At 61.1% G+C, this 14809-nt stretch carries 11 protein-coding genes; 8 read left to right on the top strand and 3 right to left on the bottom strand.

Annotated features, from left to right (window positions below; genetic code table 11):
• Positions 1 to 50 precede the first annotated feature (50 nt).
• The 7 genes from AB8B31_RS31190 to AB8B31_RS31160 all read left to right on the top strand — a co-directional run bounded on the left by AB8B31_RS31190 (position 51) and on the right by AB8B31_RS31160 (position 6672).
• Positions 51 to 725 carry a response regulator transcription factor gene (locus tag AB8B31_RS31190; protein WP_018246121.1) on the top strand — a complete coding sequence of 225 codons (675 nt, stop codon included), beginning with the start codon at positions 51 to 53 and terminating at the stop codon, positions 723 to 725.
• A complete protein-coding gene (locus AB8B31_RS31185; RefSeq protein ID WP_018246120.1) occupies positions 722 to 2101 on the top strand; it encodes a sensor histidine kinase in 1380 nt (459 codons plus the stop codon). Before AB8B31_RS31190 ends, AB8B31_RS31185 begins: the two co-directional genes overlap by 4 nt.
• A gap of 94 nt (positions 2102 to 2195) precedes the next feature.
• Positions 2196 to 3176 (top strand): 3'-5' exonuclease, encoded by a 981-nt coding sequence (locus AB8B31_RS31180; protein WP_018246119.1) that lies wholly within the window; start codon positions 2196 to 2198, stop codon positions 3174 to 3176.
• A 190-nt stretch (positions 3177 to 3366) separates the two neighbouring features.
• Positions 3367 to 3513 (top strand): DUF1127 domain-containing protein, encoded by a 147-nt coding sequence (locus tag AB8B31_RS31175; protein WP_003548073.1) that lies wholly within the window; start codon positions 3367 to 3369, stop codon positions 3511 to 3513.
• Positions 3514 to 4137: 624 nt separating this feature from the next.
• Complete coding sequence (gene kduI, locus AB8B31_RS31170) at positions 4138 to 4974, top strand: 5-dehydro-4-deoxy-D-glucuronate isomerase (protein ID WP_018246118.1); 837 nt, start codon at positions 4138 to 4140, stop codon at positions 4972 to 4974.
• The gene (kduD, locus tag AB8B31_RS31165) at positions 4971 to 5735 is read left to right on the top strand and encodes a 2-dehydro-3-deoxy-D-gluconate 5-dehydrogenase KduD (protein ID WP_018246117.1); all 765 of its coding nucleotides are present in this window, start codon (positions 4971 to 4973) and stop codon (positions 5733 to 5735) included. The genes kduI and kduD overlap by 4 nt, the downstream gene beginning before the upstream one ends.
• Before the next feature lie 196 nt (positions 5736 to 5931).
• Complete coding sequence (locus AB8B31_RS31160; RefSeq protein WP_018246116.1) at positions 5932 to 6672, top strand: FadR/GntR family transcriptional regulator; 741 nt, start codon at positions 5932 to 5934, stop codon at positions 6670 to 6672.
• Positions 6673 to 6678: 6 nt separating this feature from the next.
• Here the strand turns inward: AB8B31_RS31160 and AB8B31_RS31155 are convergent, their stop codons facing one another.
• The 3 genes from AB8B31_RS31155 to AB8B31_RS31145 form a co-directional block, all read right to left on the bottom strand.
• The gene (locus AB8B31_RS31155; protein ID WP_018246115.1) at positions 6679 to 9966 is read right to left on the bottom strand and encodes a GH36-type glycosyl hydrolase domain-containing protein; all 3288 of its coding nucleotides are present in this window, start codon (positions 9964 to 9966) and stop codon (positions 6679 to 6681) included.
• A gap of 105 nt (positions 9967 to 10071) precedes the next feature.
• Complete coding sequence (locus AB8B31_RS31150; protein ID WP_018246114.1) at positions 10072 to 11613, bottom strand: DHA2 family efflux MFS transporter permease subunit; 1542 nt, start codon at positions 11611 to 11613, stop codon at positions 10072 to 10074.
• A 268-nt stretch (positions 11614 to 11881) separates the two neighbouring features.
• Positions 11882 to 12790 (bottom strand): flagellin N-terminal helical domain-containing protein, encoded by a 909-nt coding sequence (locus tag AB8B31_RS31145; RefSeq protein WP_018246113.1) that lies wholly within the window; start codon positions 12788 to 12790, stop codon positions 11882 to 11884.
• A gap of 310 nt (positions 12791 to 13100) precedes the next feature.
• Between AB8B31_RS31145 and AB8B31_RS31140 the strand changes: the two genes are divergently transcribed.
• Entirely contained in the window at positions 13101 to 14792 is a 1692-nt protein-coding gene (locus tag AB8B31_RS31140; protein ID WP_018246112.1) for an ABC transporter substrate-binding protein, read from the top strand.
• Positions 14793 to 14809: the final 17 nt, after the last annotated feature.

Here is a 14809-nt window from a genome sequence, read left to right as displayed (position 1 = left end):
GGTGATATGGTCACCTCCTGTGGATCGACGGCCCCCGATAGGAATGTGAGATGCGCATATTATTGATCGAGGACGAACCTCAAATGGCCGTGGCGCTGCGGGGCGCGCTCACCAGGCACGACATGGTGATGGATCATGTTTCGACCCTATGCGACGCCGAGCTGGTGATCGGCGACGGCGCCTACGACGCCGTCCTCCTGGATCGGCAACTGCCCGACGGCGACGGCCTTGAACTCATTCCGAAGATCCGAAATAGGGGGCTGACGCTGCCAATCATCGTCATCACCGCCAAGGGAGAGGTTCCAGACAAGATCACCGGCCTTGAGACCGGCGCCGACGATTACCTCGCCAAACCCTTCGTCTTCGACGAACTTCTGGCGCGGCTGCGTGCCGTCATGCGCCGCTCAGAAACCTTGCGCCCGGCGCTTATCTCGATCGGCCGGCTTTCGTTCGATCCGACCTATTGCGACATCATCGTCTGCGGCCAGCGTCTGGAAATGCCACGCCGGGAGGCGCTGGTGCTCGAATGCCTGGTGCGCCGGGCCGGTCGCATGGTGCCGCGGCCGGCCTTGATGGAGGCGGTCTTCGGATTCGACGACGAAATCCAGTCGAACGCGCTCGATTCCCATATATCGCGGCTGCGGCGCAAGCTGGCAGCGTCGCAAGCGGGCGTGGTCATCAACGTTATCCGGGGCGTGGGTTATCTCCTGCGTGAAGCATCATGAGCAAACGATGCTCCTATTCGCTGCACAAGCGACTGTTCTGGCGGCTTCTTGCCGTACAGTCGGTCGTGCTCATCCTGGTGATGATCGTGCTGATTTCGGTCGGGAAAATATTCGACTACAGGTCGACGGAGGGCACGATCGAGATCCTGCGCCAGGCCGTCTTCCGCCAGCCCACCGGAGAGTTGAGCCTGAGGGAAACGCAGGATCTGCGACAGCTGCGGAAAGATGCGCCCGATCTCTGGTACACCATTCGCGACATGCAGGGACATGTTTTGACCGAGGGCCGGATTCCGGAAGAATATGCCACCATCGGCAATACGCTCGATCATGTCGGCCAGGCGAGGTTCGGCTCGAATCTCGGCGACCGCGACCGTCCGGCTGTCCGAATGAAGTGGATTGCGACGGACGGTGGACAGGTGCAGTTTCTGACGGGCACCGACGGCCCCAACTCGCTCACCTTCATGCTGTACGGCGTTTCGCTGATCCTTGCGAAGCTTGTCATCCCCGTCGTCGCCGTGATGGCGTTGGGTGCGCTGATCGCAACGCCACTCGTCGTGCGAAGGTCGCTGGTTGGGATCGACCAGGCCGCGCTCGAGGCCGATACGATCGATATCGACCAGCGCGGCGGCCGGCTTTCGGCCAACGATATTCCCGAAGAGATCGCGCCGCTGGTGCGCGCCGTCAACCGTGCGCTCGGCCGTCTCGACGAGGGTTACGAGCGGCAGGAACGGTTTCTGACCGACGCCGCCCATGAGCTGCGCACGCCGATCGCCATTCTGAATACGAGAATTGGATCCCTGCCGCACAGTTCGATCAAGACCGACCTGTTGGAAGATGCCGCAAGGCTCGCCGTTCTCACCGAGCAGATGCTCGATCTTCAGCGACTGAAGCAGGGCAAGGTCCAATTCACCAAGGTCGATCTCGGCCAACTGGCGAGGAAGGTCATCATCGAAATGGCGCCGCTGGCCTTTGCCGCCGGCTATACGGTGCAGTTCGATGTCGACGGCGCCGGCCAGATCGACGGCGATCCTCTGGCCCTGCAACGCGCCCTGATGAACATCCTGCAGAACGCGATCAACCACGGCGGCAGGAAAGGCATCATCGCGCTGACCGCCGGCTGCAACTGGATCGAGGTCAGCGACGAGGGACCGGGCATTCCCGCCGATATGCGGGATCGGATATTCGAGCCCTTCTTCAAGCGCCATCACGACGGACGCGGCGCCGGACTCGGCCTCAATCTCGTTCGTGACATCCTGCGCATGCACGGCGGCGAGGTGACGATCGACAACCGCAATCCCGGGGCGGTCTGCCGGCTGAGCTTCCCGCCGGACAAAACGGCAGGCGTTCATACGCCGCCGCGCCTGGCGACTGCATAATACTAAGGGCTACCGCGTCCTTTGTGGCTCGCGAAAAGACGCGCGGCGCTGTCGTGCGATGGATTAAATCGCGTCTCCGTGACATATAGAGTCGATGAGCGTGCACAGAGATTCGCAACTCGACATGTTTGCCAAGGCATCGCCCGCGATTGCCAAGGTGCGCGGTCCAGTGCGCCGGCAACCTTCCCAACCGACCGCCTACTCTGATGAAGACATGGCGCGGACGCTGGAAGAGAGCGGCAACTATCGCATCTTGAGAAAGCTGGCCGCACGGCCGGTTGCGTCAGTCAGGCGGCCCGGGTTTTCACAGCTCGGCGTCATTCTCGATACGGAGACCACAGGTCTCAACCACCGCAGCGACGAGATCATCGAAATCGGCGCCGTCGCCTTCACGTTCAACGATGACGGGGCAATCGGCGATATCATCAGCATTTATGGCGGCCTGCAACAGCCGTCCCGACCGATCCCGCCCGAGGTCACCCGGCTGACGGGTATCACCGATGCGATGGTCGAAGGACAGCTCATCGATATCCAATCTCTGAGAGCGCTGATCGAACCGGCGGATCTAATTATTGCCCGCAATGCCGGGTTCGACCGGCCGTTCTGCGAGGCCTTCTCGACGATTTTCGCCGGCAAGGCCTGGGCATGCTCGGTTTCGGAGATCGACTGGAGCGCCCGCGGCTTCGAGGGCACGAAACTCGGCTATCTCGTCGGCCAGGCCGGGTATTTCCATGAAGGCCATCGCGCCGTGGACGACTGCCACGCGCTCCTGGAAATCCTCGATCGAGAGCAGCGCGACGGTGAAAGCCCGTTCACCGAGCTCTACCGCGCCAGCCAGCGCTCGCGCATCCGCATCTTTGCCGAACACAGCCCGTTCGAGATGAAGGACCACCTGAAAGCGAGGGGTTATCGCTGGTCTGACGGCAGCGACGGCCGTCTGAAGTCCTGGTGGATAGAAGTCGGCGAAGAGGATCTCGGCGACGAGCTTTCCTATCTGCGTTCGGAAATTTACCGGTGGAAAGAAGCGGAGCCGCCGATCGTGCGGCTGACGGCCTTCGATCGTTTCAAACTCTGACCGCGAAGCGGTTCGGATCCTGATCGGGAAATCGCTACCAGATATGACGATCCATGCAATTGCTGCATAGGTGCAGTGATGCATTGGCGCTGTAATAGTCAGAGGTCTCATATTATATACAACTCATCGAAGCGAACGAAGCGCCAAGGACTGGCAGCTGAGCTTCGAAAGCCCACGAAAGGGGATCATCATGAACGTAGCACGCTCTTTCAATAACTGGCGCAAGTACCGTCAGACGGTCGCTGAACTGGGTCGTATGTCCGCACGCGAACTGGACGACCTCGGCATCGGCCGCAGCGAAATCCGCAACGTCGCCCGCGCGGCCATCGCCCGCTAACGGCAAATTAGACCAAGCATCTTCGAGACTATGCCAGCGCCTGCTTCCTCCCGAGCGGGCGCTTTGCTTTTGTGCGTCCGGCGGATGGAGCAGGGTGATCAAGCCGCCCGCTTTTCGCATAGCGCATAGCTGCATTGCAAAGAAATGCCTATCAACTGAGCAAGAAATAAGTATGATTATTTCTATCGAAGCGATGCACCTCCTCCCGCGTCCCTTCGATATACAGGCGCCCCATCCTCCTCCCAGGGTCGTCTGTGGAATGACAGCACTCCTCCTCCCAGCTGTCGTTCGGTTTTTTTCGAAAGCCTGCCGCACCTCCTCCCGCGGCAGGCTTTTTCGTTTTGGCCCAAGAAAATACCGGCCCGTGCCGAAGCGGCCGCTTGCGATCATCGCTTGATGATGGCGTCATCATCTCCGCAAATTCTCCTGTCTATTCCCAGATTTTCTTTCGTGCTCTTGCGGGCCTTGCGTCTCCTCAAGCGAGCGCCGACAAACCTGTTGACACCAAACTTGTCGTACAACTATGTAACCGGATGGATACCGCCGCAGCGGAACAGGCCGGACAAGACCGGCTTCCGCAATAGCGACGACCCCTGGCGACAATGAAGCGGAAGGAAAATTGACATGCAGATCGACGTGAGGCACGCCTCCCATCCGGAGGCCGTGCGTGATTTCGACACGGAGACGCTGCGGCGTCACTTTCTGGTGGAAACCGTTTTCGCGAGCGGCGAGATCCGGCTCACATATTCGCATTACGACCGAATGGTAATCGGCGGCGCGACGCCGCTCGGCTCCGGGCTGACGCTGACGGCGCCGACGGCGATCGGACAGGAAACCTTCCTTGCCGAACGTGAACTCGGCGCCCTGAACATCGGTGGTGCCGGCCGCATCATCGTCGACGGCACGAATTACGATCTTGCCAAATATGATTGCCTGTATGTCGGCAAGGGTGCCAAGGACGTCAGCTTCGAGAGCGCGGATGCTGCCAATCCGGCAAAGTTCTATCTGGTCTCGACGCCAGCGCATCAAGCCCATCCAACCGTGTTGCTCACCCGCGAAAAGGCCCGTCACCTGACGCCGGGCGAAGCCGCCACAGCCAACAAGCGGTCGATCTACCAGTTCATCCACCCGGAAGTCTGCCAATCCTGCCAACTCACCCTGGGCTTCACCATGATCGAACCGGGCAGCGTCTGGAACACCATGCCGGCCCATACGCATGACCGCCGCATGGAAGCCTATCTCTATTTCGATCTCGAAGCGGAACAGCGTGTGTTCCACTTCATGGGCGAGCCGCAGCAGACCCGGCATATGCTTGTCGCCAACGAACAAGCGGTCATCTCGCCGCCCTGGTCGATCCATTCGGGCGCCGGCACCAAGAATTACAGCTTCATCTGGGCGATGGCCGGCGACAATAAGAGCTTTACCGACATGGACCATATCGCCATTGCGGATCTGAGGTGAGCGTCGTGGCAAATCCCTTCGACCTTTCCGGCCGGGTTGCCGTCGTCACCGGCGCCAATACAGGGCTCGGCCAGGCCATCGCGGCCGCACTGGCAGCGGCCGGTGCGTCGATCGTCGCCGTCGGACGCTCCTCAATGGACGAAACCGAGGCGCTGGTGAAGGAAGCGGGAAGCCGCTTTCATGTCGTCAAGGCCGATCTTGCCAGCATCGAACCGGTGAAGGGGATCGTCACTGAGACCATCCAGACCTTCGGCGGCCTCGACATCCTCGTCAACAATGCCGGCATCATCCGCCGCGCCGATGCGCTCGACTTCACCGAGGAAGACTGGGACGCGGTGATCGACGTCAACCTGAAGACTGCCTTCTTCCTGTCGCAGGCCGCCGGCCGCCACATGGTCGACAAGGGCAGGGGTAAGATCATCAACATCGCCTCGCTGCTCTCCTTCCAGGGCGGCATCCGGATCCCGTCCTATACCGCCTCGAAAAGTGGCCTCGCCGGCCTGACCAAGCTGCTGGCCTGCGAATGGGCCGGCAAGGGCGTCAACGTCAACGCCATTGCCCCGGGCTATTTCGTGACCAACAACACCACGGCGCTGCGCGAGGATGCCGACCGCAATGCCGCCATCCTTGCCCGCATCCCGGCCGGGCGCTGGGGAACGCCGTCCGAACTCGGCGGTGCGGCCGTATTCCTGGCATCGTCGGCGTCCGACTACGTGCATGGAACGGTGCTGCCCGTCGATGGCGGTTGGCTGGCGCGCTGATCGGTCTCACGCCGTGCCTCTTTTCAGGCGGGCTAAGGATGCTCTATCGCTTCGACTCTCCGCATAACCCCGAAAATTGATTCCGGTTTTCGGGGTTATGCGCTAGGGCTGCTGCCCACCGTATCGGCGTAGATGCGGAATGCGAACAGGAAACGGGGTCGGCGCAGCCGCCTCGACACCAGGATTTCGAAACAGGATGGCAGATAAGGACAACGCGGTCTTCAATACCATTCAGCAGGCGCCGAACCTGCGCAGCAACCTTGCCGATATGTTGACGGCGCAAATCGAGTCCGGCGACCTGAAGCCCGGCCAGCGCCTGCCGACCGAACAGGCGATCATGACGGCGACCGGCGTCAGCCGGACGATCGTTCGCGAAGCGCTTGCCGCCCTGCGTGCAAAGGGGTTGATCACCACACGGCAAGGCCTTGGGGCTTTCGTCTCGAACGATCCGACACCGAGATCCTTCTCGATCATTCCGAACGACCTGCAGTCGATCGACGAGGTTCTGCGCGTGCTGGAGCTGCGCATGGGGATCGAATACGAAGCCGCCGGCCTTGCCGCGCTGCGGCGCACGCAGGAGGATATCGACCGCATGCAGGATCGTCTCGATGCCCTCGACAAGGCGCTCGAAGAGGGCGGATACGGCGCGCAGGAGGATTACGCCTTCCACAGGTCCATTCTGGTCGCGACACAGAACTCCTATTACGGCCGCCTCTTCGACACGTTCGGCAACATCATGGTGCCGCGGCAGTGGGCGCGCTTGGACAAGATGACATCAGCCGAGCGCAAGCGCCATGCGGCGCGCATGCGCAGGGAACACCATGCCATATTCGCGGCAATCCGCGACCGCGACGAGCCCGCCGCGCGCCGCGCCATCCGAAGCCACCTGTCGAAGAGCGCCGCGCGCTTCGAGGAGTTGCGCGACGCTACGGCATAATCCTTTTCACACCTCAGGCTTCGGTCTCATCAGCCGAAGCCAGGCGGCGTGGTCGGTTTGCAGATCGACCGAGGCGTGGATCGCGGGAAGAAGCGGTTTGCGTTTGCGTCGGCCGAAGCGCCGTTTGAAGCCGAGGATATTTTCGACGACGCTTCTGGTGTAGAGCCCGGGGCCGCTTGAATAGATGCGCCATCCACCGTCGACGGCGATCTCTCCCGCCTTGACCCGCTCCCACTCGGCCGCCGCCTGATAACGATCATGGAAAGCCGCGTCGCTGCTGCTGAAATAGGTATTGCGCTGGCGCAGCGAAGCATGCGGCAGCGCTGATGTGACTGAAATCGGATTGACGACAGCGATCGCCTTCCAGAGTTCGTCCACGTCCGCCTCCAGCGCCAGCGTCTCGCAGTAGCGCAGATGCGCATGTACATACATCAGCCCGATCTCGCGCCCGAAGAAAGAGGAGGATTCGGCGCGGCGAAACAGTGTCTCGGGGCCGCCGGCATAGGTCGCGGGCTTTTCCATCAGCCGCACGCCGTCGGGAAAGAGCAGATGCTCTTCGATCAGCTTCATATGATCGCGTCGCTGAACCGGCGTAAAGAGGCCGCCGAGCATCGCCTGCGTCATCGAGATCAGCGAGTAATGCAGGCCGGTGCGCCGGTCGCTCGGGTGCAGCAGCAATTCGACACCATCATGGCTGGGATCGAAGATACCGTAGCCGGCAACGATACCGTCACGCACGAGATGGCGGTTGAAATCCCGGCGCATCGCCGTTGCGATCTTCCTCAAGCCCTTGGCCTTGTCGCCATGGCCGAGGCGGCGCAGGATCGCGGAATAACGGACGATCTGCTCGTAGAGCAAAGCAACGGTCCAGCTACTGACCATCCAGTCGCGCAGATGCGGATCGGCCGGCTGCAGGGAATCGTTCCAGTCTCCCTCGCCATAGCGGATCAGATGCGTTCCCGGGATGAAAGCTTCGCCAACGGTATCGAGCAGCTTCTCGACATGGATTGCGATGGTGTCGGGCTCCGGTGCCCGGGCCATGGTCTTTTCATCACGCCAGGAGACTTTCTCGTCGAGGATGGCGAGATCGCCGGTCGCTTCGATATAGTCGCAGAGCGCCTTCAGCGGCCAGACGACGATGTCGCCGTGACTATCGCCTGCCCGGATATTGGCATAGGGCTCCAGCATGAACCACTGCGGCCAGTCACCTTTTTCCAGGTATTGTTCGCTGAAGACGGTCTTCAGCACCTCTTTGGCTTCGCGGTCATGCTCGTAGGCGAGCAGGAATTCGATCGGCCCCTGGCAGGCGTCGCGCGTACCCCAGGCAGCACCGGTATATTGCTCGAGGCCGTGCGGCACGCTCAGATGCACAATGGCATCATGCGCGAGCCAGGGAAGCAGGGCCGTCTGCGCGGCAAGGTCGGGCGAGGTGCTGGCGATCGTCACGCCGCGCACGGCGTTCCGCCAGAATTTTGATGCCGGCGCAAGCATGGCATCACCGGTGACGCCGGCCTCATATCGTTGCGCCAGGCGCTCGGCCTCCGCCGCATCGGTCATCGAGCCGACGACGGCAAAGGAAAGCGTCTGCGTCGGTCGCGATCGCAGTGCGACGAAGGCGCCGTTGCGCGCCATCCCGTCGCTATAGAGCAATTCGTCGCCACCGATCTCCTCGATGGCATCGGGCGTCGAACTCACCAGCCAATAGCTGGCATCGGGATAACGCTCGCCCCAGAGCCAGGCCGGGTCCGGCCGGAAAAGAATGCGCTTGGCTAAGGTGTCGAATGCGATCTGCCCGCCCGCGTCATATTCGCGCTCGCCGAGCACGACATGACCAAACACCAGGAAGCGGCATGGCTCGCCCTCGACAGAGACGGTCCACTGCATCGCCGCATCCTCGCCGGAGGCGACTGCCGATACGATGATCGTGCGTTCGGAGAGGCGATAGATCCAACGGCAATCGCTGAGTCCCATTTCGAAAGCCGACGGCACCGCCAGAAGCTGCCAGCCGGCGCCGACATCCGCCATGATGCGCAGCCCGCCGGCGCGCGTCAGATTGTAGGGGTCACGGGAGACGGAAAAGAGCTTGTGAAAAGACGTATTGCCGATCGTCAGCTGCGCCGCAAAAATGCCCTGCATCCAGCAGGTCGCGGCAAGCGTCGCATCGTCGAGCAGCATATTCTCACCGCTTCTGACGATCGCGCCGTGACGGCGCGCCACCATGAGCTCCTTGTCGCGCAGGACCACATGACGGTTCAAAACGCCGTCCGACACGAAAAACGAAAGAAGCTTTCCGTCGACGCGCTCTTCCAGGCTCCGCTCCGGATAGAGCTGGCTGATCGCCTTTTTGTCCAGCGCCTCGGCCTTCAGCAAGGCAGCATCCTGAAGCAGACTGCAGACCGGCGTGACCTCCTCGATATCGGCAGCCGCACTGTTGGTCGCCGCAAGCGCGTCAAGTCGTGAAAGGTCGGCATCGCTCGACGCTTCGGGATGATCGGCGGCGAAGACGGCAAAGAAGGTCGCGGTCACACCGCTTGCCGGCACGGAGAGCGATTTCGACTGGATGGCGGGACACGCCGTCTCTTGCTGCCGCCGTTTGCTCGGCAGGCTGGTGCCGAAAGGGCCGACCAGCCGATCGTCGAGGCGGTCCTTCGCCTGCACCAGCTGAATGGCATCCGTGGCATAGGCAGCCGCCCCATCGCGGCAGCCTTGCACGAGCCAGGGGTTGCGGGCACCCGACTGCTTGAGATTTTGCCGGTTCATCACGACCGGGCCGAATGTCTCATGATCGGTGATATGGTGATCGACATATTGCGATGCATAGGCTTCGCTGTTCATCAGGAAGCCGCGGTCGCCGAGACCGACGTCCTGGATCAGTACCAGATCCACCGGCAGCGCTCCATCCTTCAGATGGCGGATGGAGACACGCCAGAACCAGGCCGTTTCGGAGGGATGAAGCTCGAGGCGGACGGTGTAGCCGATATCGCCTCTCTTGCCGCTCCAGGAGAAGCTCGTCGTATCGTGCCCGAAGCTGCCATTAGCGCGAGGCCCGACAATCTCGACGACATCAGGTGCCGCACCGCCGATGCGCAGATACAGCCGTCCGATGCCGCCGGTGAGCGGCGAGCCCTGGATCTGGTTGATCTGCACCGATCCCTTGTCGTCGGCATATTCGATGGCAAACAGCGTGCCGTTCGGCAGGGCCGCTATCGACAGGCCGGATCCGTTGCTGATCGTGAAGAGGCCAAGCTCTTCGCGTCGGGGCATTTGAAAACTGCGCGTAAGGTCCGTGGCCATTGAGATCTCGTCGATTGGCTTCAGAAGGGAACTGGAAGATGACGCAAAATGATTGAGAGAAATCTTACCGGAGATCGGAAGATCGGCAACTTCTCACCATGGTTTTCACGTTGAGGCCGGTCGCCTGGCGAAGGGCACTGAGAGCAGGGCGCAGCCGGTCAGGATAGCGACGATCATCCAGGCTTCGTTGATCGCCTGGACGCTAGCCGCGGTCTGGACCAGCGGATCGAGCAGCGCCATGGTATCTGCATCGAAGCTGCCGCTATGTGCCGATATGGTCTGCGGAGGCGCGCCGACGAATGTCCCAGCCTCGATGTCGCCGGCTTGAAGACGGGTCCACAGGGCCTGTCCCAGCGGTTCCGAGCGCGTGTAGATGATGGTGTCGATCAGCGCGATGCCGATCGCCCCGCCGAGATTGCGCATCAGGTTGAAAAGTCCACTGGCATCGGGAATGCGATCTGGCGGAAGTGTGCCGAGCGCCAGCCGCGTCGGCGGCAGCAGGCAGAACATGATGGCGACGCCGCGCACGACCTGCGGCCAGAACATCGCGTCATAATCCGTGCGAGGATCCTGAAACGCGCTCATCCCGACGCCGATCGCAAAGAGCGCGAAACCGGCCGCCGACAGCAGCCGCGCATCCATGCGCTTCTCCAGCGCGACCGCGATCGGCGCCGTCACCAACTGCGCGATGCCGGTGACCAGCATCGTCATGCCGATCTCAAGCGCGTCATGCCCCCTGATGAAAGCGAGGAAGACCGGCATGAGATAGACCGAGCCAAAGAGGCCGATGCCGAGCACGAAGCTCAGAACCGATCCGACGAGAAAGTTCCGATCGCCGAAATTGCCGAGATCGACGATCGGCCTGCCTCGGCGCAGCGTTCGCCAGACGAAGACGCCTCCCGAAGCAAGGCAGACGGTGAGCAGGCTGAGCACATAGGCCGAGATCCAGCCGCTCGTCGGCGCCTCCTTCAGGCTGAGTTCCAAAGTCGTCAGCGCGGTCGCCATCAGCAGGAGCGACAGACCATCGAGATGCCTCAGTTCGGACGGATCGGTCGCCTGCCGCGGCAGGGACCGTGCGGCCAGGATTGCCGAGACGATACCGGGGATGATGTTGATCAGGAACAGCCAGTGCCAGGAATAGGTCTGCGTCAGCCATCCGCCGACGATCGGTCCGACGGTTGGAGCAAGCACCGCAAGCACGCCGGCGATCGTCGTCGCAAGCGCCTGCCGCTCGTTCGGGAACAGGATGAACACGGCTGAAAATACCGATGGGATCAGCGTTCCGCCGGAAAAACCCTGAAGCACCCGCCAGGCCACCAACTCGCCGAAGCTGCCGCTCGCCGCACAGCCGGCGGAGGCTGCGACGAACAGGCTGATGGCAATGACGAACAGCCATCGCATCGTCAACAGCCGGGTCAAGAAGCCGGTGAGCGGGATCGCCACCACCTCGGCGATGAGATAGGCCGTCTGTATCCAGCTCATCTGATCCGGATCGATGCCCAGCGCTGACTGGATGGTCGGCAGAGATGTCGCCACCACCTGGACGTCGAGGATCGCCATGAACATGCCGACGCACATCGCCAGGAAGCCGAGCCAGACGATGGCGGGCGTTTCATCAGGACGGGCAGATTCAAGTCGTTCCGACATGCGATGATCCCGCGCGCTGCGTTCTCCGCCCTGGGGTGCGAAGACTAAGGCCGATCGTGGTTGCGATCGAGACGACGGACAGCATGGCTCGGAAGTGAACCGCGATTTCGCCGATCGCGACACCATAGTTCGGATGAGGACAGGAGGGATAGGGACCCGCCGACACAAATTTGCACGAGTGAGTTGAACGCGATCGAGCCTGACCGGGTGGGCCAGGCTCGATCGTGTCACCAACGGATTTGCTCCGAGCGCCCTATATGTCCGGCGCTTAGCTGCGGAAGAGCGACAGGATATTCTGCGACGACGAATTCGCGATCGATAGCGACTGGATCGCAAGCTGCTGTTGTGTTTGCAAGGCAGAGAGTTTGCTCGACTCCTCCTCCATGTCGGCGTCGACCAGCCGGCCCACACCCGAGTCGATCGAATCGGAAAGCGCACTGACGAAGTCTTCCTGCAGATCGATGCGCGTCGAGATCGAACCTAGTTGCGCACCGGCAGAGGTCATTGCCGACAGTGCGGATTCGATGGTCGACAGCGCCGACTGGATCTGACCGGTGGTGAAGTCGGTGATATCAAGCGAATAGACGGAATCGCCGTTTGCATCAGCCGTTCCGAGGATGCCGGACGCGGTATCGATCGTCCCGCTGCTCATGCCGAACAACACATTGCCCGTGGAGCTGGTATCCAGAGCGTATTCCGTCATTTTAACGGAAACGGCGCCGGAGCCGTCGCGAACGAAGGACGATACGACACTTTTCGTGCCATCCGCGCCCGCGACCCAGTTTTCACCCGAGAACGACGCCGACTGGGCAATGCTCAGCAGTTGTTCCTGAAGCTGGCTGATTTCTTCCTGGACCTTGGACTTGTCGACACCGTCCTCGGTCGCTGCGACAAGCTTGGATTTGATCTCGTCGACAACGTCGATCGCATTGTCCATGGCCGTATAGGCAGTATCGACCTTTGCTGCGCCAAGGCCCAGCGCGTCGGACACGGCGGAGAGCGCCTTGTTGTCGGACCGCATCGTGGTTGCGATCGACCAGTAGGCGGCATTGTCGGATGCGGTGTCGACCCGATAGCCGGTAGAAACACTGTTCTGTGTCGTTTCGAGACTGGAGTTGATGTTGCGCAGCGTCTGAAGGGCAGACATCGCTGAATTGTTCGTATTGATGCTCGTCATGGGAAATTCGACCCGCTCTTAGAAGTTGAATGTGTTGCATCCCGGGGAACATCCCGGCCGTGGCGAGCAGCCTCATGCTTATCGACCAATGTTCGAGCCGGTCGATTCGCCATCGTTGAAACAATTATGGTACTTAAAGGTACATTAATTATTAACGCCGGAATTATCCTTACAAAACAACGCAGGTAAGCGGCTCGGAGGCCGTTGCAAAAAGTTTGAAATCGGCAATTGACGTGTCGGCAGGAAACTGACTATCAATATTAAATCAATTTGATTGACTTCAAAAATAAGCAACAAGGGGAACGATTGAATGAGATTGAGCAAGAGTGCAATCCGCAACAATTCCGTGCGCGCTGGCTTTGCGGCGGCAACCGCTCTGACGGCGCTCGTCGTTTTTGGGGCGGGGGGTGCATCCGCAGAGTCAGTGCTGACGATGCATATCGAGGAGCAGAGCAGCTGGGTTCAGAACTTCAATCCGTTCGACCTTGCCGGCCGCCGGCAGAGCACGATGGATTTCATCTACGAGCCCCTGGTCATCTTCAATGCCGAGGATGGCGGCAAGCCGGTGTTTCGCCTGGCGACCGACTATAAGTTCTCCGAGGATATGAAATCAGTCACCTATACGCTGCGGCCTGGTCTGAAGTGGTCCGACGGCCAGCCGCTGACGTCGGCTGACGTGAAGTACACGATCGATCTCATGCTGAAGAACCCCGCGCTCGACACTGTCGGCGTCGGCGAAACCATTGCCTCCGTCGAGGCGCCGTCGGCGACCGAGGTCAGGATCGATCTCAAGGCGGTGAACTCCGATTTCCCGGAAACGCTTGCCGATCTCGCCGTCGTTCCCGAGCATATCTGGAAGGACGTTTCCGATCCGGTCGCCTTCAAGAACGAGAAGCCGGTCGGTTCCGGCCCGATGACGGAGCTGCGCCGTTTCACGCCGCAGGTCTACGAGCAGTGCCGCAACCCGAACTACTGGGATGCCGCCTCGCTGCATGTCGATTGCCTCAGGCTGCCGCAGATCTCAGGCAACGACCAGATGCTTGCCATCCTGCCGGAAGGCAACATGGACTGGATCGGATCCTTCATTCCGCAGATCGACAAGACCTTCGTCCCGCTCGATCCCGACCATAACGGCTATTGGCAGCCGCCGGCCGAAACCGTCGCCTTCCAGATGAACTTCAAGAGCGGCAATGAAGGCAACCTCGAGGCCTACAAGGATCTGAACTTCCGCCATGCCTTCAGCCTCGCCATGGACCGCGCGTCGATGGTCGATATTGCCGGCTTCGGCTATCCTGTCGTCAACGTGCATGCGACCGGCCTGCCGCCGCGTTTTGAGACCTGGCGCAACAAGGGCGCCGAAGGCGACAAGGACGCCTTCATGGGCTTCGATACCGAGGAGGCCAACAAGATCCTCGACGATGCCGGCTACAAGAAGGGTGCCGACGGCTTCCGCACCACGCCGAGCGGTAAGCCGATTGCCTTCCCGATCATCGTTCCGAACGGCTGGACGGACTGGATCGATGCGGTCCAGATTGCGGTCGAAGGCCTGCGTGCAGCCGGCATCAACGCGTCCGTTGCCACGCCGGAATATGAACAATGGCGCAAGCAGATCATCGATGGCAGCTTCGAGGTCGTCATGAACTCCCGCGCCGACGGGGCAACGCCATTCCGCGGCTATTACCAGAGCCTGTCGACCGCTTACGGCGGGCGCATCACCGGCGCGCCCTCGCGCTATTCGAACCCGAAGCTGGACGCGCTTTTCGATCAGTATCTGAAGGCGACGTCGGAGGACGATCACAAGAAGATCTTCAACGACATCCAGCTGCTGATTGCCGACGACTTCCCTGTCGTGCCGGTATTCAACGGGCCGACCTGGTATCAGTTCTCCAGCAAGCGCTTCACCGGCTGGGTCACCGACAAGGATCCCGTCATGAATCCGGAGGACCATGACAACAACCGCATGCGCCTGATGCATCTGCTGCGCCTCAAGCCGGTCCAATAAGCCTCGCGAGGGAGCGG

It is taken from the genome of Rhizobium sp. 62_C5_N11_2 (genome assembly GCF_051811185.1).
GTDB classification, from domain to species: Bacteria; Pseudomonadota; Alphaproteobacteria; order Rhizobiales; family Rhizobiaceae; genus Rhizobium; species Rhizobium leguminosarum.
Note: the sequence above shows the minus strand (reverse complement) of the source record. Positions and strands in the feature narration are given on the sequence as shown.